Genomic DNA, 20995 nt, shown 5'->3' with positions numbered 1-20995 from the left:
ATATATAATGGAAACTAACTATATTAAGGTGAACCGTATCATAATTATGTACTATTCTTTATAGATTTGCCTTTCTTTTTAAACGAACGAAGGCTTTAGTTTAAGAAGAAATATGGTTATGATTTTCCACAATCGTGCGCTTTTCTAGAGTAACGAGAATTTCTCAATTTTAATGCGAGAAACGGGGCTTTTTTATATTTACTTATAGGGCAAATTGCCAAATAACTAACTTTATCAATAATTCTCACCAATTTTGGTTTAATTAAGTGTATCAAGTTACAATCTGTGATACCCTGCATTACAATTCATTTAAAACAGAGATAACGTTTGTTGTTCCAATTCCTCAGTTAATAGGTAAAATCTCCTTTTCTGCTTAAACTTCACTTCACAAAATTACTTTGCATGGTTTACCACATACTCATTGCACAATCTTATTAAATCGAGGTATGAATGTATATTTATTTAGTAACAGTTTAGAAGTAGTTGGGGGAGCAACAGGGCTAATCACTAAATCAATGAACGATAAACGTTGCTGTCATAATGTTTATAGACTATGGAACATATTTCATGATATACTAGAGCCATTGTGAAAAAAGGAGGAACTTGCATGATTCAAGTAAGTAATGTAGGTCTTCGCTATGGCGATCGTAAACTATTTGAAGACGTAAATATAAAATTCACACCGGGGAATTGCTACGGTTTAATCGGGGCAAATGGTGCAGGAAAATCAACATTCCTAAAAATTCTTTCTGGTGAAATTGAAGCACAAGAAGGAAATGTTTCTATGGGTAAGGACGAACGTTTATCTGTCCTTAAACAAAACCACTTCGAATATGATGAGCATACAGTATTAGATACTGTTATTATGGGTAACAAACGCCTATATGATGTAAAAAATGAAAAAGATGCAATTTATGCAAAAGAAGATTTCTCTGATGAAGATGGCATGCGTGCTGCTGAATTAGAAGGTGAATTTGCAGAGCTAAACGGTTGGGAAGCTGAATCAGAAGCTGCAACATTATTAAACGGTTTAGGCATCTCAGATGACCTTCATTATATGTTAATGGGTGACCTTGAAGGTTCTGACAAAGTCAAAGTATTATTAGCACAAGCTTTATTCGGTCAACCAGATGTTCTATTACTGGATGAGCCTACCAACCACCTTGACTTAAAAGCAATTCAATGGTTAGAAGAATTTTTAATTAACTTTGAAAACACAGTAATCGTCGTATCCCATGACCGTCACTTCTTGAACAAAGTATGTACACATATTGCGGATTTGGATTTCTCTAAAATCCAATTATATGTGGGTAACTACGATTTCTGGTATGAATCTTCTCAGTTAGCGCAAAAAATGGCGCAAGACCAAAATTCGAAAAAAGAAGAGAAAATTAAAGAATTACAAGCGTTTATTGCTCGTTTCTCTGCCAATGCATCAAAGTCAAAACAAGCAACATCACGTAAAAAAATGTTGGATAAAATCGAGCTTGACGATATTAAACCATCTAGCCGTAAATATCCATTTATCAACTTCCAAATCGGTCGTGAAATCGGTAATGATGTCTTAACAGTGGAAGGTTTGACAGCGAGTCAAGAAGGTCAAACGTTATTTAAAGACATTCGCTTCTCAATGAATAAAGACGATAAAATCGTATTACTAGGTAGCCCGATGGCAAAAACAGCGCTTCTTGATATTCTAATGGAAGAAAAAGAAGCAGATGCTGGTACATTTAAATGGGGTGTCACAACATCTCAAAGCTACTTCGAAAACGATCATGATAAATACTTTGAAGGCTCTGAAAAATCATTAGTAGAATGGCTTCGTCAATATTCACCTGATGATGAAACAGAAAGCTTCCTACGCGGTTTCTTAGGTCGCATGCTATTCTCTGGTGAAGAAGTGAAAAAATCCCCTTCTGTCTTATCAGGGGGAGAAAAAGTGCGTTGTATGTTGTCTAAAATGATGTTAGCAACTGCTAATGTTATTTTGCTTGATGAACCAACGAACCACCTTGACCTTGAGTCCATTCAAGCGCTAAATGAAGGGTTAATCCGCTTCAAAGGTGCCATGATTTTCACATCACATGACCATCAGTTCATCCAAACAATTGCTAACCGTGTCATTGAAATCCGTGAAGATGGTACGATTTTAGACAAACAGTTAACTTATGATGAGTTTTTAGAGTGGAAAGACAGCCAAGGTTTAAACTAAACCTTCCTCTAAATAACGTTTCATAGTATGTTACTCCCCCACTTACTTGGGGGAGTTTTTATTTTGGAAATTAAAAAACGACAAATACTGCTTGTATTTGCCGTCTCATTAGATTATTGCATTTCTTTCGTTGGTCCTAATACACCTGGTACAGGTAAACCAGCTTGTCGTAATAGTACAGTCATTTGTCCACGATGATGTGTTTGATGATCAATCATTGCGCGTAATAATGCGCCTCTAGAAATCGGTCCTTTAAAACCGTTCACTTCTTCTAGTAAGCCCTCATTTGATAGCTTTGCCGCTTCCTCATTAATACTATTGGCTAACTTTTCATAGGTCGCTACAATGTCAGCTGCTGTAGCTGGAACTGGATCTTCTTGACGAATCATCGGCACTGTTAAACCTGCTAAATAACTAAAATAGCCTGCTGCACCAACTAAATGCCAGCCTAACCAACCTAACGAATTATGCCCTTCAACAATACATTGCTCTAACTTGTCATCCGTTATTGCTTTTAGTACTTGAACCGTTCCTTCCGCTGCAATTGACCAGTCGTTTAGAAAATCTTCTACTTGTCGATACATCAAATCGCCCCCATTTTTTGACTCTGACATTATCATAGTCAATTCTAAACAGTATCGCAAGTTTCTAGAATGTGGTTAACATACATAACAATATCAACTTTGCTACAAATGTTCTAAATTTCTGTTGATAGTAGCATCTATTTCATAAAGTAGTAGAGTTCACCCATATAGTTGTAAAATCATGTATAATGGGCTACAACTTAAATAATTGGAAAGAGGTATTTTATGTTCTCCCCATTAAAACAAGGCGATACTATCGGTATTTATTCGCCCTCCAAACCAGCTTCAGTACTTGCTAAAGCACGTTATGAACGAGGTAAGGCAAGATTACAGGCACTCGGCTTTACCATCAAGGAAGGTCTATTAACTGGCAAAAGTGATACATACCGTTCTGGTACGCCAAAGGAGCGTGCACAAGAGCTCAATGATTTACTACGGAATCCTACGGTGAAAATGATATTACCTACGATGGGAGGCACAAATGCAAATAGTATGTTGCCTTATATAGATTATGCAGCGTTACAACAAACGCCTAAAATACTTGTGGGCTTGTCGGATGTAACAGCCATCCTACTTGCCATCTATGCAAAGACTGGCATTCCGGTGTTTTACGGTCCTTCTGTTGCATCCACATTCGGTGAATTCCCACCATTCGTCAACTACACAGAACAATATTTTAAAGAGTTGTTTATGCAAGACGTGCCAATTCCTTATGAAATGCCCACTCCCCCTATCTGGACGGACGACCGTATTAATTGGCTTGAAAAAACTGTAGAAAAAACACAACATGATAATGCATGGATTACCGTACAACAAGGAAGTGCGGAAGGTCGTTTAATTGGTGGCAATATCAATACAATGTATGGTTTTATAGGAACCCCCTTTTTCCCACAAATAAAAGAAGGCGATATTTTACTGTTAGAAGATACATCTAAAACGATTGCTGTAGTGGAGAAAAACTTCGCCATGCTAAAATTACATGGCTTCTTTAACAACATTTCCGCAATTATTTTAGGTAAACATGAGCAATACGATGATGAAGGAACAGGACGAAAACCATACGATGTTCTGTTAGAACAGCTGGACGGGTTAGCCATCCCAATCTTGGCAGAGGTGGATTGTTGTCATACACACCCATTGCACGCAATGCCACTTGGTTTACGTGTCAAAGTGGATGCAACGCAAAAACGCATTACATTTTTAGAGAGTTGGTTCTGTTAATATTCGTATCTAGTCGTCACTTCACGTATACTTAAAGAAAAATGGCAAAGGAGTTGGATATGAGACAAATCATATTCTTATGTCTAGCACTTATTCTTGTTGGCTGTACAAACAATCCAAAAACTGAGCGTCAGGAACAACCTAGCCTTGCAACGAATCATGACAAGACCCAAACAGATGAGCAAAATGCAAAACAGCTAGATGCAGGACTGATAACTGACTATTTCCCTCCAGATGGATCAACAGCTTATTTTCAAGGTGAAGGCAACGAATTTGCTAGTTACACACTTCAGACAAGCTATATCGATAAAACGTCAATTGCACAAATCGAAAATAATGGCGGTGTCATTTTATTAAAAGTTTATCGTATTACGAATACCGCAATAGAACTTGTTTATATGGAAGCGGTCGATGAAGCTCCTACAGTGCCAACAGCTCAAGAAATAGCAACCTTCCCGGTTATGGAAACGATTTTACAACAACCGCTGCAAGTTGGGCATCGCTTTGATGGTTGGGTCATTCTATCGACTACTGCCGCTATCACAACGAGCTTCGCCACTTTCCACAATGTAATTGAGCTTAGGAAAACAAAGGACAACATGACGACGACAAAATACTTTGCCAAAGGTGTGGGGCTGATCCATACTAAAGACGAAATGAAAACAAATAAGGAAGAAGTTTTTACGGTCACTTCAACGCTTCAAAAAATCGAATAAATTGTCTACATCGGCGTCTCTCTGGCGCCTTTTTCTTTAAGTAAGGAGGTAGCTTACATGAGCGATATACATAAGCACACTACTGAAGAAGAGTTAACAGAAGAGGAATTGATTGAACTTGTTCTGGCAGAGCAACAAAAGGCTTTAGCTGAAGAACGGGAAAGACGCCTGCAAGGAAGCAAGCCGAAGAAGCAGAAGCCTATTATTAAATGGATGATATGGTGCATGGCGTTCGTCTTATTTATGAATACATTTGCGCTGATTTTCCAAATTTACTCGATACCAGCTATTGAATTTCTCAAGGTCTCTAGCCAATTATCAAAGCAAGAAGATATTCAAACGTATAAAAAAGCGATTGTTGAAGTCTCTACTGGCTCTAGTAAAGGGACAGGCTTTGTCATTTCTCCAGATGGCTTAATAGTAACAAATGCCCATGTGGTGGAAAATGCGCTTACATTGTCTGTTGTCTTTCCAGAACAAGGGCTTATGGAAGCACAATTAGTACAAAGTTTTCCTGAAGTCGATTTAGCTCTTTTGCAAGTTACTGGTACCAACCTACCGTCGTTAACGCTTGCCAATCGCCCTAGTTATCAAGAAGATGAGGCAGTTTATTTCATTGGTAATCCACTAGCTTTCACAGGTATTGCAAATAAAGGAACATTACTAAATGAAATTTATCTTGATGATTGGCAGGTGCCCGTTATGATGATGCAAGCACCTGTATACAAAGGCAATAGTGGGAGCCCTGTTCTTAATACAGACGGTGATGTTATTGGTATTGTGTTCGCCACCATGAAAAAGGAGCCTTATGGACGAGTAGGATTGTTTATACCTGTACATGTTTTACAAGAACAAATCGAGCAAACTATTAATGCGTCGTAATTAACTTAGCAACTGATGTACTTCTATGATTAATAAAAGCCCCCATCTATCTTCAATAGATAGCGGCGGGGCTTCTCCTATTACATCTTTCCTGACATTTCATCATGATTATATTCGCTTCACTACACGATATACTTTCAGTTAGACATAATTGTACCCCCCTTCTTTCAAGAATATATTCCAATTTCAAAAACCACTCATATTTAGTGATACGTCACTCCTCCTATTGCTCTTTTAAATCGAAAATCAAACCACAATTTAATATCAATGATTAAATTATTAAAGTTTTTTATTAATAAAATTAATTTATTTAATTTTAATGTTTATTTTATTGATTTTTTATTATATAATTTAATCAACAAATAGAAAGGATGTCACACTATGGCTTATAAAGTAATTACAAATTGTCCGGTCTGTAGTAAAACATTAAAAATAACCAGGCTAAAATGCTCTCATTGTCACACTACGATTGAAAATGAATTTGAATTATCAAAGCTGGCTTCCTTATCAAAGGATCAGCTGCATTTTGTGGAAGTATTTTTGACATGCAGAGGGAATATTAAAGAAGTTGAAAAAGAATTGGGTATTTCCTATCCAACGGTAAGAGGCAAGTTAACAGACATTATTTCATCCCTTGGATATGAGCCAAAAAAGAAAAATGAAATCGACGAAAAAAAAGTTGTCACTATGTTGGAAAATGGCGAAATCACAGCTGAAGAAGCCATTAAACTTTTAAAAGAAGAATAAGGAGGAATCAATGATGAAAGAAGAAATTTCAAGAGTGTTAACCATGATTCAAGAAGGAAAAATTGATGCAGACAAAGGATCTGAACTAATTCAAGCATTAAAGGATAAAGAAGAAACGGGAAATATATCGTTAGAAAAACCAACTACCTATTTAGATAAAACATTAAAAATTCGTGTGATTTCTGCCGAAAATGATAATGTTACAGTTAATTTGCCTATAAAACTTGTAAAAGTAATATTAATGGCAGGTCACAGCATTGCTGCAAACATACCTCAATCAGAAAAATATGTTAAAGATATAGATATCAACCTTATCTTAGAAGCAATCGAAAACGAATTAGATGGCCAAATTGTTGATATTAAATCTGCAGACGGGGATACCGTTTCAGTTATTATTGAATAGTGAAACGCTTATGATGTATGTCAAAGTAAAAGCAAAAGGTGTGCGCTTCACCATTCCTATTCCATATGCATTTGTCAATATCGCTATTTCCATTTTAACTTCAAAGTTTATCCAGCTAATGGCAAACAAATGGACAAAAGATCACTTCGAAAGAAAAAAAATAGACTTCACTTTTCCACCAATAGATAGAGAAGTGCTCAAACCTATTGTTCGGGAGCTGAAAAATTATAAAGGAATCGTACTAGTGGATGTCAAAGCAAATGATGGTACTGAAGTGAAGGTTAAATTATAGTTTGCAGTACGTGGAGAAGGTACAGTGAACAAAGCGAACAATCCCCCCTTTCTAAAAGAATGGGGGATTTTAATTCGGAACAATTTAAGTTAACATAATATAATTATTTTTTGTTTTTGTGCAGATAGTTTGTAACAATTGATTTTGCAGGCATTTTACTTAAAAGTTCCTCGCTTGTTTCTGTTAGTTTTTGTAAAAGTCCAAGCAATTTCTCATCACCAGTCCAATGTTTTTCAATCACTTCAGGGCCCAATTTATTAATCGTCATATTAAGAACATACGTGGCTAACATCAAGTCATCCAGAAAACCGCCAAAACCAAATATACCTTCTGGTAAAACATCCATTGGGAAAATAAAATACGTAATGGTTGCCCCAATTAATGTTTTACTTTTAGAGTCAATTGCAGGATCTGTCACGATTTTAATTAGTAAATGAAATATATCAGGTACAAATAATAAATAATCAGCATATCGATGATTCTTCCCTGTTTTTGAAGTGAAAAATTGTACAAGTTTCTTCCGCAATGTTTGATAATAATCATGATGTTCCTGCTTATTCTGTTTGTTTCCGTTGTTATCCATGTTGAGCTGCCTCCTTCTACTTTAATTTCCTATTACCCCAAAACGAAAAAATAATCCTATTAATAATTAAAAATGAGCTATTGAAAACGAGTCCATAGCAAAATACCTGCCCTTACTATTGTCGAACTAGCGCAAAAGTATACAAAAAAAGCACCCTATAAAAATAGGGTGCCTTTTTTTAACGAAAGTAATTTTAATTACCGAGAATTAAAGTTTAGTTACGTTAGCAGCTTGTGGTCCGCGGTTGCCATCTACAACTTCGAATTCCACTTTTTGACCTTCGTCAAGTGTTTTGAAACCTTCGCCTTGGATAGCTGAGAAGTGTACGAATACGTCGTTTTCGCCTTCAACTTCGATGAATCCAAAACCTTTTTCTGAGTTAAACCATTTTACTGTACCTTGTTTCATTTAAAAAAACCTCCAAAAAAATAAAAGTGAACAATATGTAATTTCTTCAACGAATTAAAAAAATTCACATATTACAAAGAGTACCGAACTAACGCGATCACTTTTTGTAATATGTGAATCCATGTTTCCGGTGAAGCAATTAAATTGTTAAGTTAAGTATACCATCATTCATAATTTTGTCAAATAAAGAAAATTGTTTTTTTAATTAATTTGAAAATTTATTTAACAATGTCCTTCAAAAGCCATTATGCCATGGTATACTTGCGCATCATCATCACAAGCTTCGCAGTAAAAACTTTCATCTTCAGACCAAAAAGCCCAAAAACCACCCTCTTTAGTCGCTTCATGTTCATATACTGATCGGAAATGCGCTAATTTCCGTTGTAATGCTTGCTCAAATTGCTCTTTTGTATCAAACGTTTCTTGCGTTTGAATAAAAGCTTCCCAGCCTTCAAATTTCCACCAAGGCTCATAGTCAGCTTTCATGTAAAGTATTGTATACATATTTGCCACATTCCTTGCTGTTATAAGATATTCTAATTTTAGCAAACACTTCTGAAATGTCTATTAAAACACCCTGCAATATGCTATTATTACCTTATTATTCATTATTTAATTTGGGAGGTATTTTTTTTATGTTTTCAAGTATTCGACCTAAGGCCGAGCTAGAACAATTGCTAAAGCGAGGGACCAACTTAAGTGCAACAGGCCGTTTCAACAAGACATTGGCATTTAATCATTTTAATAAACAAGATGAAGAAAATTTAAAAGCTCTCTTTTATAAATTGAAGGATATTACGCCTTCTATGAATGCAATATTTAAAAATTATTTAAATGAAATCTCTCCCTCCTCTCAACAAACGATTAGTGAAGAAAATATTAGTCGCTATTTAACACAATTTTTCTTGGCCACTCGTGATGATGAATATGTGGATGAAACGGTAAAGTTTTTCAATCTGTTTCGAAAAAACCAATATGAACCTGGTAAGTTAATTGTAGTATTTAACCAATTTGCCTTTTATATTACGACTTACATTTTACATAACTTTGGTTTAAAACCATACAAAGCTTTTGAGTATATGAAATCTTTCCAATCAGCTGTCAATGTTGACCAGGAACTGCTTGTGGAAGTATTAACAGAGCGTATAATTGAGAACGTTGTCGCTGAAATTTCATCACTTATGGATGTAAATGCAAAAATTATGTACATGAAAGATTTAGTATTTAGTTTAGATAAACAAAATGAAGAAATACAATCTTCTACTGCTGCAACAGAGGAAATTGCCGCATCAATCAATGAAGTTGCTCGGATGTCCTCGCATATTTCTGAAAAAACAACGGAATCAGTTGATCATGCTGTCAAAGGTAAGAATGCCATTGAGCATGCTTTATCAGAAATTTTTAAAACGGAAGAAACGTTTACTAATATCGTTGATTCGTTTACTGAGTTACAAAAACGTGTCAATGATATCGAACACGTTGTGACTTTAATAAACCAAATTGCCGATCAAACAAACTTACTTGCACTGAATGCCTCAATTGAAGCTGCTCGTGCTGGTGAACATGGCAAAGGATTTGCTGTAGTAGCGCAAGAAGTCCGTAAATTAGCAGAAGGAACGGTTTCCGCTCTTAGTGAAGTATCAACAAATGTTCACCATCTGAAAAGTTACTCCAATGATGTATCACATTCCATAACGGAAACAACAACGATTATTAAGGAAGCTACAATTGAGGCAAAACAATCATTACCACTGCTAAATGCTATTGTTGCTGCAATTGAAGGGATTAATCTCGATGTGACCAATACAGCTGCCATTTCGCAGGAGCAAGCTGCTGCCATAGACGAAGTATCAGCACGAATGATTGAAATTTCAGGCCATCAAGATGATATTCGTGATTATAGTTATAATACATCCAGCGATATACACTTACTCGGGCAAGAAATTAATCGTTTCCGTAATGATATTATCGCAAATAATAATGTCCAGTTATCTTCCATTGCTTTATTACAACTTTCAAAAGCAGACCATATTTTATGGAAATGGCGTATTTATAATATGTTCCTTGGTTTAGAAAAAGTGCAACCAAGTGACGTGTCTTCACATACTGAATGCCGACTCGGTAAATGGTATACTGCTCCTCGGACAGTGGAACGTTTTGGTCATTTACAAGATTATCGTGAATTAGACGAATATCACCTACAAGTGCATAAATCGGCTAAGTTAGCTGCGGAAGCATATCAAGAAGGCAATATTCAAAAGGCTGATGGCCATTTACAAGAGGTAGACGAGGCCTCGAAGCGTGTTCTATTCTATATTAATAATTTAATTGCGTACTTGGAAAAAGAACGTGTTATGCAGTAAGGTGGAGGGACTACCCTCCTCTACTTTTGGGAGGTTTTAGCGTGAACAAGAGAGCGCTGATTAAATTTTTTGGAGATGTTTATGGAACAGGATATCGCTTTTTTATCAAACAAAAAGCGATAGAATTAGGCTTGAAAGGGTATTGCAAGTTGAATGCTCAAGAGCAAATAGAAGTAGAGGTAGAAGGTTCAAAAAAAGCAATTGATGAATTTCTACTATTTGTTCAAAAGGGTGTTAGCCTACAAGCAGATTCAAATTCTTTTGCTTTAGAACTTTTCGACGATTTAAAAGGTTATGTACGTATGGAGTCGGACATTGTTTAAGTCTGACTTCTTTTTTCTACTTGTCATTTTACACAAGAAAAAACAGTAAGTGACGGACTTTTGCTAATGGTCTTCTATAAAACGAACATACTATAAAGAATACACGCCTAGCAAAATGTGAATTCTACTCATTAGACAAGTGTATTTATTGAGAAACTTAGCAATTAGCAGTAAAATTTATGTAAGTCTTAAGATAATTATTGAAACTTTATGTCGATTTTAACGTATTAAAAGATAGACATATTGAAAAGCAAGGAGGAAGAAACGATGCTCAGTATCGGACAGTTTTTCTCAAGACATACCGCTAGCCTTTTAATTTCTCTATCAACTGTTTCTATTACAGCGTTTGCGGCAAATCCAGGATTCTTCCTTGGTGGTTGTTTGTTCGCTGGCACCTATGCAACGAGCACAACTTTGCTAAAACTAAATCAAAAAAGAAAAGTTATGCACATAGCAGGAATTACAAAGGATGAGTATAAACATATTGATTTACAGCTATCGACAGCTAACAAACATATTCAAACATTAAGCCAAAACTATTTACGAGTACGTTCCGTGTCAGCCTTTAAGCAATTACTCGAAATGACACGTATTTCAAAAAACATTATCAAAATTGTCAAAACTGATCCAAGAAAGTTTTACAATGTGGAGCCATTTTTCTATGCGCATCTTCCTTCTGCTGTTGAATTGACTGAAAAGTATACTATGTTGTCAAAACAGCCTGTCAAAGATAAAGAAATCCAAATTACATTATCAAAAACGCGTGAAACATTAGCGGATTTAAATTCCACGTTTCAAATTGACTTAAAGGATGCACTCTCTAATGATATCGATCATCTTCAAATGGAAATTGAATTCGCAAACCGTTCCAATTTAAAACGGAAAGAACAATTGGAATGGCGAGGCGAGGAAAAATGACAGCTAACAGAGATGCTTTCGTCCATTTAGATTCATTGCAAGGAATCTCACCTCTTGTACAAAGCTATTTAGCATCGTCAAATCAAGAAGCGATGGACACCTATGAGACATTGTCACCTCTTGCCCAAAGTCGTGCACTTTTATATGCAAGTCAAATTGACCTAAGTAGTTTTGAATCCGTATTATCATTAGGTCAAGACTCTCAACGTGCAGTCTCTCAATTTGCAGATCGTATGCTTGCCCAAGTGAAGGATAAAGATGTCACAAAAATTGGTCAAATGCTAGATTCCTTAATGCAAACATTAGACCGTGTAGACCCTGCGGCACTAGAGCCAAAAAAACCTTCCTTCTTTAAAAAAATGTTCGGTAAAACGAGTCCTAGCGTCAAACAAACATTAACGGAATTTGAACGCATTAGTATTCAAGTCGAACGAATTGGTGTTCAACTCGAACGTGCTCAACTACAACTGTTAAAAGACGTAGAAATGTTAGAACAGCTATATGCACACAATAGAGGATTTTTTGAAGAGCTTGCAACTGCCATTGCAGCTGGACTGATGAAAAAACAGCAAGCCATTGAAGTAGAGTTACCTACAAAAGTGGATATTGTACAAACAACTAAACAACCGCTAGCTATTCAACAGCTCAATGATTTCACAGCACAACTGGAAAGACTCGACCAACGTATTTATGATTTACAAGTGTCCCAGCAGGTTGCATTACAAACTGCCCCTCAAATACGCATGATTCAACAAGCTAATCAAACGCTTGCTGAGAAAATAGAGTTTTCAATTGTGACACTCATTCCTCTTTGGAAAAATCAATTGGCTATGATGTTATCCATGAATATGGATCATCATTACAATCAATTGGAAGAAAGACTGGCACGAACAAACGAGCGCTTTACTAGTCCTACTTTTGAACAGCAAGTAATGAAATTTAAAGAAACACAGCAGGAGCTTAAAACGGCTATTCAAGATGTTTTTGCTTTGCATACTGCGACAGAACAGGATAGACAACATTTTCAACTAGATGTTGCTGGGATGAAAAAAACAACGAAGGAATAATATACTGGGTCGCTAAATATATAAAGGGGTGTCTCAGAAGTTCTCTGTGACACCCCTACTCATTTTATGCGAAATACTCTTTGTAGTAACCACCGATATTACCCGTGTTGTCAATAATGAAAATGAACTCTTCTGTTTCATTTTTCACTTCATACTCTTTTCCTACTGTTAATACGTTGGATACTAAATATTTTGATGCATTCGTATGTTTGCAAGTAACCTTACGAAGTGTTGGCGCATCTTTCCATTTTAAATGTAACATAATTTCTCTACCTCTCTTTACTAGCACTTAGCTAACGTCTATTGTTTATTTTATACGATTTTAGCTCTTTTGTGGAGAAAAAACTATAGAAGTCTATATTTTGTACTTAATGACGTTTTATTTACACATTTACCCTAATAAAATGATACTAGAGGTGTTGTTATGAGTTTTGGTGGTGTTCCGCAATGGTTTTTTATCATCGCTGTTGCATTTGCCATTTGCTTTATTTTATATGCAGAATGGAATTCTAGAAAATAAATGAGTCCATATGTTATGGAACTCCCTTAAGACTGTCGAAACTTGTTTTTACTTTAAAAATACTTTCCTAGCACTCGTAAGCCCTACCACGACTTTTCATGGTGGGGCTTGCCTAGTGCTATTACATTTTACATGTAGATTTCCGATACGGAGTACTTTCCTATTACAGATGTGACTGAAGCATTATCAAGTGTCAGCACGGACTGAAATCCATTGATGCTGAAGATAAATGAACGCTACACTCACTTCAGCGTTCGTTTTAAAAACTCTTTTGTACGTTCATGTTCTGGGTTTACTAGCACCTTCGATGGTGGTCCCTCTTCCACAATTACCCCTTTATCCATAAATACAACACGATCTGCAACTTCCTTCGCAAACTCCATTTCATGTGTTACGATTAACATCGTATTTCCTGAATCCGCCAACTCTCGCATAACTTTTAAGACTTCCCCGACCATTTCTGGGTCTAGCGCAGATGTCGGTTCATCAAATAGCATCACATCTGGATTCATCGATAATGCCCGCGCAATCGCTACACGTTGCTTTTGACCACCAGAAAGTTGACGTGGCTTAGCATTGACGTATTGATCCATACCGACGATTTTCAGATATTTCAAGGCTGTTTTCTCTGCTTCATCTTTTGAACGTTTGAGCACCTTTACTTGCCCTACTGTACAATTTTTTAACACATTATGATTGTTAAATAAATTAAACTGTTGGAAAACCATTCCTAAATGGGTACGATAAGCTTTAATATTATGCTTTTCGTTTAAAATATTTTCCCCTTTATAAATAATTTCGCCACCATTTGGCGTTTCAAGTAAATTAATGCAACGTAAGAGTGTTGATTTACCGGAACCTGATGAACCGATTAAGCATACAACCTCTCCTTTTTCTACTTTAAAATTCACATCTTTCAACACTTGGTTACGTCCAAATGATTTACTTAAATGCTCTATTTGAATGATTGCCATTTGTTCGTCCCCCTTAGTCAATTTCCTTTAATTCTTTTTGATAAGCATCCGGTCCATCAAGGCGTTTTTCAACGTATAATAATATTCTTGATGCCGTAAATGTCATGATAAAGTACAGCACACATGCAACAAAGAATGATTCGAAATAGCGGAAGTTATTACCTGATATTGATTTCGTTTGGAAAAATAGTTCCGTTACGCCAATCACACTTAAAACAGCCGTATCTTTAATATTCATAATTAATTGGTTGCCTGTCGCCGGTAAAATATTACGCGCAACTTGTGGTAATACGACATACATCATTATTTGTACATGTCCCATCCCAATAGCAGAAGCAGCTTCGTACTGTCCTTTATCAATGGAAACAATCCCTCCACGAACAATTTCTGCCATATAAGCACCTGTATTAAGCGAAACGACTAAAATACCTGCCGTAATAAAGTGCATATCAATCCCAAAAGCAATATCTAGTCCGTAAAATACTACCATTGCTTGTACAATCATTGGTGTACCACGGAAAAATTCTACATAGCATGTCAGTATAAAATTAACACATTTTAATACATAATATTTTATACCCTTTTTACGTACTGGAATGGTATGCATAATCCCAATAAAAAATCCGATAAATGCACCAATGACTGTACTGATAATTGAAATAAGTAATGTATAATACGCACCTCGTAAAAACATTTGCCAGTTGTTTTCTATTATAGAAATGATCCAATCTAAACTCATGATGTTCCTCCTAACAACGCGTTGTTGCTTGATATCAAATATGCCTTAGCGAAATCATCTCTTCATTTGAATGATGTTGCTTTATTCAAATTATGTGATACACACCATAGACATAAGCATTTATCAGAAGGTGCTACCCTTCTATATAAACGAAAATGATTGAGGCTGCACCGCTTAATAAAAATCCTTTTTATTTCCAAGGATTCATACTTTTATATCAAAAAATAGCATACTAGAAATACTTCCAGTATACTATTTTCCATTTTGGCGCAACCTCAACGAAATTACTGTGCTGCAGGTTGTTGAAGAATTGCTTCTTCCATAATTTTTTGGCGATCATCTTCTGAAATACCTTTTAGGATTTCATTGATTTTATCTAGACTTGCATCACCTTTACGTAAACCAACTGCAATTGAAGTATTTGAAATATCTGTATCAAAGCCTTCTTCGAATGATACAAATGTAAATTTGTCATTCGCTGCTGCAGCGGAAATACCTTCTGGACGCTCTGCTACATAACCATCAATTTTGCCTGCTTCTAAAGCGACACGCATTGCAGAGAAATTCTCCATTGCTGTTTGTTTTTCTACGCCTTTAATTTGATCAATTACATTGTAGTTAGACGTATTTAACTGTGAAGTAACTTTTGCACCTGAGAAATCTTGAATAGATTTTGCATCTTCGTATTTACTACCTTTTTTAATTACCATGACGAAATCAGAAGTATAGTAGTTTTCTGTAAAATCAATTGTTTGTTTACGTTCTTTAGTTGGGGACATCCCCGCTACAATCGCATCAATTTTTTTGGATTGTAGTGCTGGAACTAAACCATCCCATTCCATTTTGACAATAACTAATTCTTTTCCTAAACCTTCAGCAATCTTTTTCGCCATTTGTACATCATAGCCGCCTGCATATTCTGCATTATCAGCAATTTTTACTGCACCATTTGAATCATCTTGCTGTGTCCAGTTAAATGGAGGATAACCTGCTTCCATACCTATGCGGAATTCTCCACCTGTTTCTTCTTTCGCCGCATCACCTGATGCTTTGTCTTCCGATTTGTCTCCAGCACCACAAGCTGCTAACAAAATCGCTGTCATTGCCGTTAACATAAATAGCAACCATTTTCTTTTCATCTAAAACTCCCCTTTTCTGTAAAAAAAATAAAGCAACTGTACAAAAAAAGACCTAAGTTTTGAACTTAGGTCTTACCTTTTATTGACAGTTGCCCAAATCCTCACTATAATTTCCATCATTCTGAGATAGCACAACCTAGTAAACTGGAATTAGATTTACTAGGACAGTCCTGCACTTATTCACTGCAGACCCAGCATAAAAGTACGAGCTCCTTTTATACTTCGGCGATATTTCCTTCTCCATTACGTCTTCGCTTGCTTTAACTCAGCAATGGACTAATAAATACCGCGCCTCTACCTCACATAGATAACAGTGAGGTTTGTTTATTTAATTGATATTTAGATATTACTATAAAGCTAGTCTATTCGTCAAGATAGTTTTATCATTTTTCTGACTAATGACAAAATTAGGTTATTATCCTTCTAAAATCCATAAATTACATCTAAGAAAGTAGAAGTGTTGTAATTATTATTTAATATTTTTCCATAAAATATTATCATGTTCAATACTACCGACAATACAAAAGATTCAGTATTTCTCTATATTTAAAGGCCTTTAGACCAATTGTATAAGGCGAAATTTCGTCTATTCCTTGAGAACCGAAGCTTCCCTATACAAGGACAACAAAAAGCCCTGCAAACCGTTAAATTTGCAGGGCTTGAACACATATTTTTCTGTATTAAGAATTTAATAATAAATCTTCTGGATTTTCAAGTAATTCTTTAACTGTTTTAAGGAAGCCTACAGAATCTTTACCATCGATAATGCGGTGGTCATAAGATAGTGCTAAGTACATCATAGGACGAATTTCTACTTCACCGTTCACTTCTACTGGACGTTTTTTAATTGAGTGCATACCTAAAATAGCAGCTTGAGTACCGTTCATAATAGGTGTTGACATTAATGAACCGAATACACCACCATTTGTAATTGTGAATGAACCGCCTTGAAGATCAGCGATACCTAATTTTTTATCGCGAGCTTTTTTAGCTAAATCTGCAATTGAATCTTCAATTTCAGCAAAGTTTTTACGGTCAGCATCGCGAACAACTGGTACTACTAAACCTTCTTCAGTTGATACAGCTACACCAATATCAAAGAAGTTATTTAAGTGAATTTCATCGCCAACGATTTGAGCATTCACATATGGGTATTTTTTAAGTGCAGCTACTACTGCTTTTGTGAAGAATGACATGAAACCAAGCTTAGAGCCAGTTGACTCAAAGAATTGTTCTTTTTTACGTGAACGTAATGCCATTACGTTTGTCATATCTACTTCATTGAATGTTGTAAGCATAGCAGTTGATTGCTTCACTTCTAATAGACGTTTAGCTATTGTTTGACGACGACGGCTCATTTTTTCAATTGTAACACGAGATTCGTCAACAGCTACTACTGCTTTTGGTGCTGCTGGCGCTGCTTGTGGCGCTACTACTGGTGCTGTACCATGAGCTGCAACGTCTTGAACACGTACACGGCCTTGTGGATCTACTGGAGATACAGCTGCAAGGTCAATACCTTTTTCACGAGCAAGTTTACGTGCTGCAGGAGACGCAATGACACGCTCACCTGAAGTTTCTTCTACAACTGGTGCTGGTGTTGGAGCTGCTGCTTGTGGCGCTGCTGGTGTTGGAGCTGCTGCAACTGGTGCTGCTGCAACTGGTGCTGGTGCTGCACCTTCGCCAGCTTCTACAACTGCGATTACTTGACCTACAAGAACAGTATCGCCTTCTTCAGCTAAAATTTGTGTTAGTACACCAGCTTCTTCAGAGATGATTTCAGCGTTTACTTTATCTGTTTCAAGTTCAACGATAAATTCACCTTTTTCCACGCGGTCGCCCACTTTTTTAACCCACTGTGCAATACTACCTTCTGTAATCGATTCTGCTAATTCAGGGACTTTAATTTCAGCCACTTTCATTTCCTCCTTTGATTAACGTGCATAATGCACATAAAAGGGCTACCGCCTTAGGCAAGTAGCCCAGCTTCCAGTAATGTTGATATGTTTATTTAACTTTAACCGTTTCAGCCACTGCTTCTTCAATGACAGCAGACTGAGCTGCTTTATGAGAATCTGCATCGCCTTCTGAAGTTGAGCTCATTGCAGGACGACCTACATAACGAAGCTTTTTACCTTCAGATAGCTCATATAATGTTTCTAATGCGTAATTCCAAGCACCTTGGTTTTTAGGTTCTTCTTGCACCCATGCAATTTCTTTTACATTTGGATACTTAGCAATAATATCAGCTACTTGCGCTGTTGGGAATGGGTAAAGTTGTTCTACACGCACAATGTGTAAGTGATCGAAGCCTTCTCCATCTTTCACGCGGTCTGCTAAATCGATCATTACTTTACCAGTACCTAATACAATACGCTCAACAGATTCCGTTTTTGTACCTAATCCTGGTTGCTCAATTACTTCTTGGAATGAACCATCTGCTAATTGCTCAGCACTTGCTGCAGCTAATGGATGACGAAGTAAAGATTTTGGTGATACAACAACTAATGGGCGTACACCCTCTGTTTCTAACATTGCTGCTTGACGGCGTAATAAGTGGTAGTAGTTACCTGCATTCGAGCAGTTCGCAACAAACCAGTTATTTTCTGCTGACATTTGTAAATAACGTTCCATACGACTTGAAGAGTGTTCAGGACCTTGACCTTCATAACCATGTGGTAAAAGGATGACAAAGCCTGATTTTTGACCCCATTTAGAACGTGCACCTGAAATGAAGTTATCAAACATCACCTGTGCCATGTTTGCAAAGTCACCAAATTGTGCTTCCCATACAGATAAAACATTGCCTTTTTCTAAATTGTAACCGTATTCAAAGCCTACAACTCCAGCTTCAGTTAATGGAGAGTTGTGAACTGTAAATGAAGCATTTGCACCTGAGATATGGTGAAGTGGTGTAAATACATTGCCGTTATTTTTGTCATGTAACACTAAATGACGTTGTGAGAATGTACCACGTTGCGCATCTTGACCAGTAAAACGAACAGGTGTGCCATCTTGAATAATTGTTGCATATGCTAATGTTTCAGCATGACCCCAGTCAATTTTAGCAGAAGTAAATGCATCGCGACGTTTTTCTAAAATTTTACCTAATTTCTTTTGTGGCTCGAAGTTTTGTTCAAACACTAAAAGTTCTTCGTTTATTGTTTGTAAACGTTCAGCACCTACTGCTGTATCAATTTGTGGGAATTCAATTTTTAATTCTTCTGGCATCTCTATCTGTTTATGTTCATCTTTAGCTGCCATTTCTTTTACATGATCGTAAGCCACTTGCATTTCAGCATAGATTGCTGCATCAAGTGCTGCTACTTCATCAGCAGTAACTAGGCCTTCAGACACTAATTGCGCACCATACAATGTACGAATTGTATCATGTTTTGCAACAAGTTTATATGTTTCTGGATTTGTTACAGTTGGGTCATCTGTTTCATTGTGACCATGTCGACGGTAACCAATTAAGTCAACAATAATATCTTTACCGAATTTTTGGCGATAGTTAGCAGCAAAACGACCTACTTGTGCTACAGCTTCTGGGCTATCTGCATTGACATGTACAACTGGTACTTCGTAACCTTTTGCTGGGTCAGAAGAATAAACAGATGAACGTGAGTCTTGTAGTTCCGTAGTGAAACCAATCATATTGTTCGCAATGATATGAATTGTACCACCAGTTGAGAAACCTTCAGTTTTAGAATAGTTTAACACTTCTGTTACAATCCCTTGACCTGGGAATGCAGCGTCACCATGCACAAGGATACCTAGTCCTTTTGCTGGGTTATGCACAGCTTGCCCTGGCTTAGATGTCTCATCTTGTGTTGCACGAGTAGAACCTAATACTACCGGATTTCCAACTTCTAAGTGTGAAGGGTTATACGCTAGTTTGACATTCATACCTGATTCACGTGTATAAGAAGCACCCATGTGGTATTTCACATCACCAGTCCAACCTTTTGTAATTTCAAGTCGACCGTGCTCTGGCATAAATAAATCGTTTGAAACATGTGCAAAGTCAGAGAACATCATGTCATATGGCTTATTTAAAATATGTGTTAGCACATTTAGACGACCACGGTGTGCCATACCAATACGAACATTTTCTACTTTGTTCGCTTCTACTGTTTTTAAAATTTCATCAAAAAGGACGATTTGAGTATCTAAACCTTCACCTGAGAAACGTTTTTGACCAACAAATGTTTTGTGAATAAATTTCTCAAAGTTCTCAACACGTGTTAAACGGTCTAATAACGCTTTTTTCTCATCTGAAGATAGTGCTTGTTTTAAAGAACCAGATTCAATTTGAGTTTGAATCCAATCACGTTCTTCAGTTACGACAACATGCCCATATTCAAAAGCTATTTTATCTGTATAAACAGATTTTAAATAATCAATTGCATCCTTACCATTTTTCACGCCCGCTGGCACATCTTTGAAGAAGATAGCAGCAGGAATTTCTGCTAAATCCGCAGGACTTAAGTTGAACGCACTTTCTTCAATTTGCGCTGTTTGAAGTGCACGATTTTTCAAAGGATAAATATCTGCTGCTAAATGTCCTTGTGAACGAATTGCATCAGCTAATTTAACAGCTGCCAATACCTTTTTATAATCGCCAGCAGGAGCTGCTGAACCACTTACTACAGCTACATCACCTTCTACTACGACTGGTGCACCAAATTGTTGGAATAATGATACTAACTCCGGTTCTACTTCTTCAGGAGACTGTAAGAATAAGTCGTATTGCTCCATCACATATCCTAAGTTAGGACCAGAGAAAGCTGACCATGGAGAACTTACAGTTGTAACGTTGTTCGACATGAAAAATGACCTCCAAATTTTGCCTATCGGCAGTTCCATTAATTAAATTACAATTAATTATATAATATTTTCCC

At 36.6% G+C, this 20995-nt stretch carries 21 protein-coding genes and 1 riboswitch; of the genes, 11 read left to right on the top strand and 10 right to left on the bottom strand.

Features of this window, described 5'->3' with window-relative positions:
* Positions 1-607 precede the first annotated feature (607 nt).
* Positions 608-2212 (top strand): ABC-F family ATP-binding cassette domain-containing protein, encoded by a 1605-nt coding sequence (locus FC748_RS06285; protein WP_024361654.1) that lies wholly within the window; start codon positions 608-610, stop codon positions 2210-2212.
* A gap of 113 nt (positions 2213-2325) precedes the next feature.
* Here the strand turns inward: FC748_RS06285 and FC748_RS06280 are convergent, their stop codons facing one another.
* A complete protein-coding gene (locus FC748_RS06280) occupies positions 2326-2796 on the bottom strand; it encodes a DinB family protein (RefSeq protein ID WP_108030314.1) in 471 nt (156 codons plus the stop codon).
* A 225-nt stretch (positions 2797-3021) separates the two neighbouring features.
* Between FC748_RS06280 and FC748_RS06275 the strand changes: the two genes are divergently transcribed.
* From FC748_RS06275 to FC748_RS06250, 6 genes are all read left to right on the top strand, one after another.
* Positions 3022-4017 (top strand): S66 family peptidase, encoded by a 996-nt coding sequence (locus tag FC748_RS06275; RefSeq protein ID WP_108030313.1) that lies wholly within the window; start codon positions 3022-3024, stop codon positions 4015-4017.
* Between the two features lie 59 nt (positions 4018-4076).
* Positions 4077-4733 carry a hypothetical protein gene (locus FC748_RS06270; RefSeq protein ID WP_108030312.1) on the top strand — a complete coding sequence of 219 codons (657 nt, stop codon included), beginning with the start codon at positions 4077-4079 and terminating at the stop codon, positions 4731-4733.
* Between the two features lie 57 nt (positions 4734-4790).
* Positions 4791-5615 (top strand): S1C family serine protease, encoded by an 825-nt coding sequence (locus FC748_RS06265; protein WP_108030311.1) that lies wholly within the window; start codon positions 4791-4793, stop codon positions 5613-5615.
* A 381-nt stretch (positions 5616-5996) separates the two neighbouring features.
* Complete coding sequence (locus FC748_RS06260; protein WP_024361649.1) at positions 5997-6362, top strand: DUF2089 domain-containing protein; 366 nt, start codon at positions 5997-5999, stop codon at positions 6360-6362.
* Positions 6363-6375: 13 nt separating this feature from the next.
* The gene (locus tag FC748_RS06255) at positions 6376-6765 is read left to right on the top strand and encodes an SHOCT-like domain-containing protein (protein ID WP_108030310.1); all 390 of its coding nucleotides are present in this window, start codon (positions 6376-6378) and stop codon (positions 6763-6765) included.
* Between the two features lie 10 nt (positions 6766-6775).
* Positions 6776-7057, top strand: a complete 282-nt coding sequence (locus FC748_RS06250) for a hypothetical protein (RefSeq protein WP_024361647.1) — start codon at positions 6776-6778, stop codon at positions 7055-7057.
* A gap of 103 nt (positions 7058-7160) precedes the next feature.
* Here the strand turns inward: FC748_RS06250 and FC748_RS06245 are convergent, their stop codons facing one another.
* The 3 genes from FC748_RS06245 to FC748_RS06235 form a co-directional block, all read right to left on the bottom strand.
* Positions 7161-7640: a YkvA family protein gene (locus FC748_RS06245; RefSeq protein WP_024361646.1), complete on the bottom strand. Its 480-nt coding sequence runs from the start codon at positions 7638-7640 to the stop codon at positions 7161-7163.
* A gap of 207 nt (positions 7641-7847) precedes the next feature.
* On the bottom strand, positions 7848-8048 hold the full coding sequence (locus FC748_RS06240) for a cold-shock protein (RefSeq protein WP_004230088.1): 201 nt from the start codon (positions 8046-8048) through the stop codon (positions 7848-7850).
* Between the two features lie 222 nt (positions 8049-8270).
* On the bottom strand, positions 8271-8552 hold the full coding sequence (locus tag FC748_RS06235) for a DUF1033 family protein (RefSeq protein WP_024361645.1): 282 nt from the start codon (positions 8550-8552) through the stop codon (positions 8271-8273).
* 131 nt (positions 8553-8683) lie between these two features.
* Between FC748_RS06235 and FC748_RS06230 the strand changes: the two genes are divergently transcribed.
* The 4 genes from FC748_RS06230 to FC748_RS06215 all read left to right on the top strand — a co-directional run bounded on the left by FC748_RS06230 (position 8684) and on the right by FC748_RS06215 (position 12719).
* Entirely contained in the window at positions 8684-10411 is a 1728-nt protein-coding gene (locus FC748_RS06230; RefSeq protein WP_108030309.1) for a globin-coupled sensor protein, read from the top strand.
* 41 nt (positions 10412-10452) lie between these two features.
* Positions 10453-10734, top strand: a complete 282-nt coding sequence (locus FC748_RS06225; protein WP_024361643.1) for an acylphosphatase — start codon at positions 10453-10455, stop codon at positions 10732-10734.
* A gap of 267 nt (positions 10735-11001) precedes the next feature.
* Positions 11002-11652 (top strand): 5-bromo-4-chloroindolyl phosphate hydrolysis family protein, encoded by a 651-nt coding sequence (locus tag FC748_RS06220; protein WP_024361642.1) that lies wholly within the window; start codon positions 11002-11004, stop codon positions 11650-11652.
* Complete coding sequence (locus FC748_RS06215) at positions 11649-12719, top strand: toxic anion resistance protein (RefSeq protein WP_108030308.1); 1071 nt, start codon at positions 11649-11651, stop codon at positions 12717-12719. The genes FC748_RS06220 and FC748_RS06215 overlap by 4 nt, the downstream gene beginning before the upstream one ends.
* Positions 12720-12783: 64 nt before the next feature.
* Here FC748_RS06215 and FC748_RS06210 read toward each other — a convergent pair whose 3' ends face one another.
* From FC748_RS06210 to FC748_RS06185, 6 genes are all read right to left on the bottom strand, one after another.
* A complete protein-coding gene (locus FC748_RS06210; RefSeq protein ID WP_024361640.1) occupies positions 12784-12981 on the bottom strand; it encodes a DUF6501 family protein in 198 nt (65 codons plus the stop codon).
* A gap of 500 nt (positions 12982-13481) precedes the next feature.
* Positions 13482-14213: an amino acid ABC transporter ATP-binding protein gene (locus FC748_RS06205; protein ID WP_024361639.1), complete on the bottom strand. Its 732-nt coding sequence runs from the start codon at positions 14211-14213 to the stop codon at positions 13482-13484.
* Positions 14214-14226: 13 nt separating this feature from the next.
* On the bottom strand, positions 14227-14952 hold the full coding sequence (locus FC748_RS06200) for an amino acid ABC transporter permease (protein ID WP_024361638.1): 726 nt from the start codon (positions 14950-14952) through the stop codon (positions 14227-14229).
* 284 nt (positions 14953-15236) lie between these two features.
* On the bottom strand, positions 15237-16091 hold the full coding sequence (locus tag FC748_RS06195) for a transporter substrate-binding domain-containing protein (protein WP_108030307.1): 855 nt from the start codon (positions 16089-16091) through the stop codon (positions 15237-15239).
* Positions 16092-16210: 119 nt separating this feature from the next.
* Positions 16211-16396: riboswitch (Lysine riboswitch) on the bottom strand.
* Between the two features lie 375 nt (positions 16397-16771).
* Positions 16772-18007: a 2-oxoglutarate dehydrogenase complex dihydrolipoyllysine-residue succinyltransferase gene (odhB, locus tag FC748_RS06190; RefSeq protein ID WP_108030306.1), complete on the bottom strand. Its 1236-nt coding sequence runs from the start codon at positions 18005-18007 to the stop codon at positions 16772-16774.
* A gap of 91 nt (positions 18008-18098) precedes the next feature.
* Positions 18099-20921, bottom strand: a complete 2823-nt coding sequence (locus FC748_RS06185; RefSeq protein ID WP_025219556.1) for a 2-oxoglutarate dehydrogenase E1 component — start codon at positions 20919-20921, stop codon at positions 18099-18101.
* Between the last annotated feature and the right edge of the window lie 74 nt (positions 20922-20995).

It is taken from the genome of Lysinibacillus sphaericus, from assembly GCF_005217585.1.
Classification (GTDB): domain Bacteria; phylum Bacillota; class Bacilli; order Bacillales_A; family Planococcaceae; genus Lysinibacillus; species Lysinibacillus sphaericus.
The sequence above is the reverse complement of the archived record's forward strand: the minus strand, read 5'-3'. Positions and strand labels throughout refer to the sequence as shown.

What these genes read in the sequence shown, in the direction of transcription:
- FC748_RS06285 (WP_024361654.1), top strand. Translation starts at nt 608, where the DNA reads ATGATTCAAGTAAGTAATGTAGGTCTTCGCTATGGCGATCGTAAACTA.
- FC748_RS06280 (WP_108030314.1), bottom strand. Translation starts at nt 2,796, where the DNA reads ATGTATCGACAAGTAGAAGATTTTCTAAACGACTGGTCAATTGCAGCG.
- FC748_RS06275 (WP_108030313.1), top strand. Translation starts at nt 3,022, where the DNA reads ATGTTCTCCCCATTAAAACAAGGCGATACTATCGGTATTTATTCGCCC.
- FC748_RS06270 (WP_108030312.1), top strand. Translation starts at nt 4,077, where the DNA reads ATGAGACAAATCATATTCTTATGTCTAGCACTTATTCTTGTTGGCTGT.
- FC748_RS06265 (WP_108030311.1), top strand. Translation starts at nt 4,791, where the DNA reads ATGAGCGATATACATAAGCACACTACTGAAGAAGAGTTAACAGAAGAG.
- FC748_RS06260 (WP_024361649.1), top strand. Translation starts at nt 5,997, where the DNA reads ATGGCTTATAAAGTAATTACAAATTGTCCGGTCTGTAGTAAAACATTA.
- FC748_RS06255 (WP_108030310.1), top strand. Translation starts at nt 6,376, where the DNA reads ATGAAAGAAGAAATTTCAAGAGTGTTAACCATGATTCAAGAAGGAAAA.
- FC748_RS06250 (WP_024361647.1), top strand. Translation starts at nt 6,776, where the DNA reads ATGATGTATGTCAAAGTAAAAGCAAAAGGTGTGCGCTTCACCATTCCT.
- FC748_RS06245 (WP_024361646.1), bottom strand. Translation starts at nt 7,640, where the DNA reads ATGGATAACAACGGAAACAAACAGAATAAGCAGGAACATCATGATTAT.
- FC748_RS06240 (WP_004230088.1), bottom strand. Translation starts at nt 8,048, where the DNA reads ATGAAACAAGGTACAGTAAAATGGTTTAACTCAGAAAAAGGTTTTGGA.
- FC748_RS06235 (WP_024361645.1), bottom strand. Translation starts at nt 8,552, where the DNA reads ATGTATACAATACTTTACATGAAAGCTGACTATGAGCCTTGGTGGAAA.
- FC748_RS06230 (WP_108030309.1), top strand. Translation starts at nt 8,684, where the DNA reads ATGTTTTCAAGTATTCGACCTAAGGCCGAGCTAGAACAATTGCTAAAG.
- FC748_RS06220 (WP_024361642.1), top strand. Translation starts at nt 11,002, where the DNA reads ATGCTCAGTATCGGACAGTTTTTCTCAAGACATACCGCTAGCCTTTTA.
- FC748_RS06215 (WP_108030308.1), top strand. Translation starts at nt 11,649, where the DNA reads ATGACAGCTAACAGAGATGCTTTCGTCCATTTAGATTCATTGCAAGGA.
- FC748_RS06210 (WP_024361640.1), bottom strand. Translation starts at nt 12,981, where the DNA reads ATGTTACATTTAAAATGGAAAGATGCGCCAACACTTCGTAAGGTTACT.
- FC748_RS06205 (WP_024361639.1), bottom strand. Translation starts at nt 14,213, where the DNA reads ATGGCAATCATTCAAATAGAGCATTTAAGTAAATCATTTGGACGTAAC.
- FC748_RS06200 (WP_024361638.1), bottom strand. Translation starts at nt 14,952, where the DNA reads ATGAGTTTAGATTGGATCATTTCTATAATAGAAAACAACTGGCAAATG.
- FC748_RS06195 (WP_108030307.1), bottom strand. Translation starts at nt 16,091, where the DNA reads ATGAAAAGAAAATGGTTGCTATTTATGTTAACGGCAATGACAGCGATT.
- FC748_RS06185 (WP_025219556.1), bottom strand. Translation starts at nt 20,921, where the DNA reads ATGTCGAACAACGTTACAACTGTAAGTTCTCCATGGTCAGCTTTCTCT.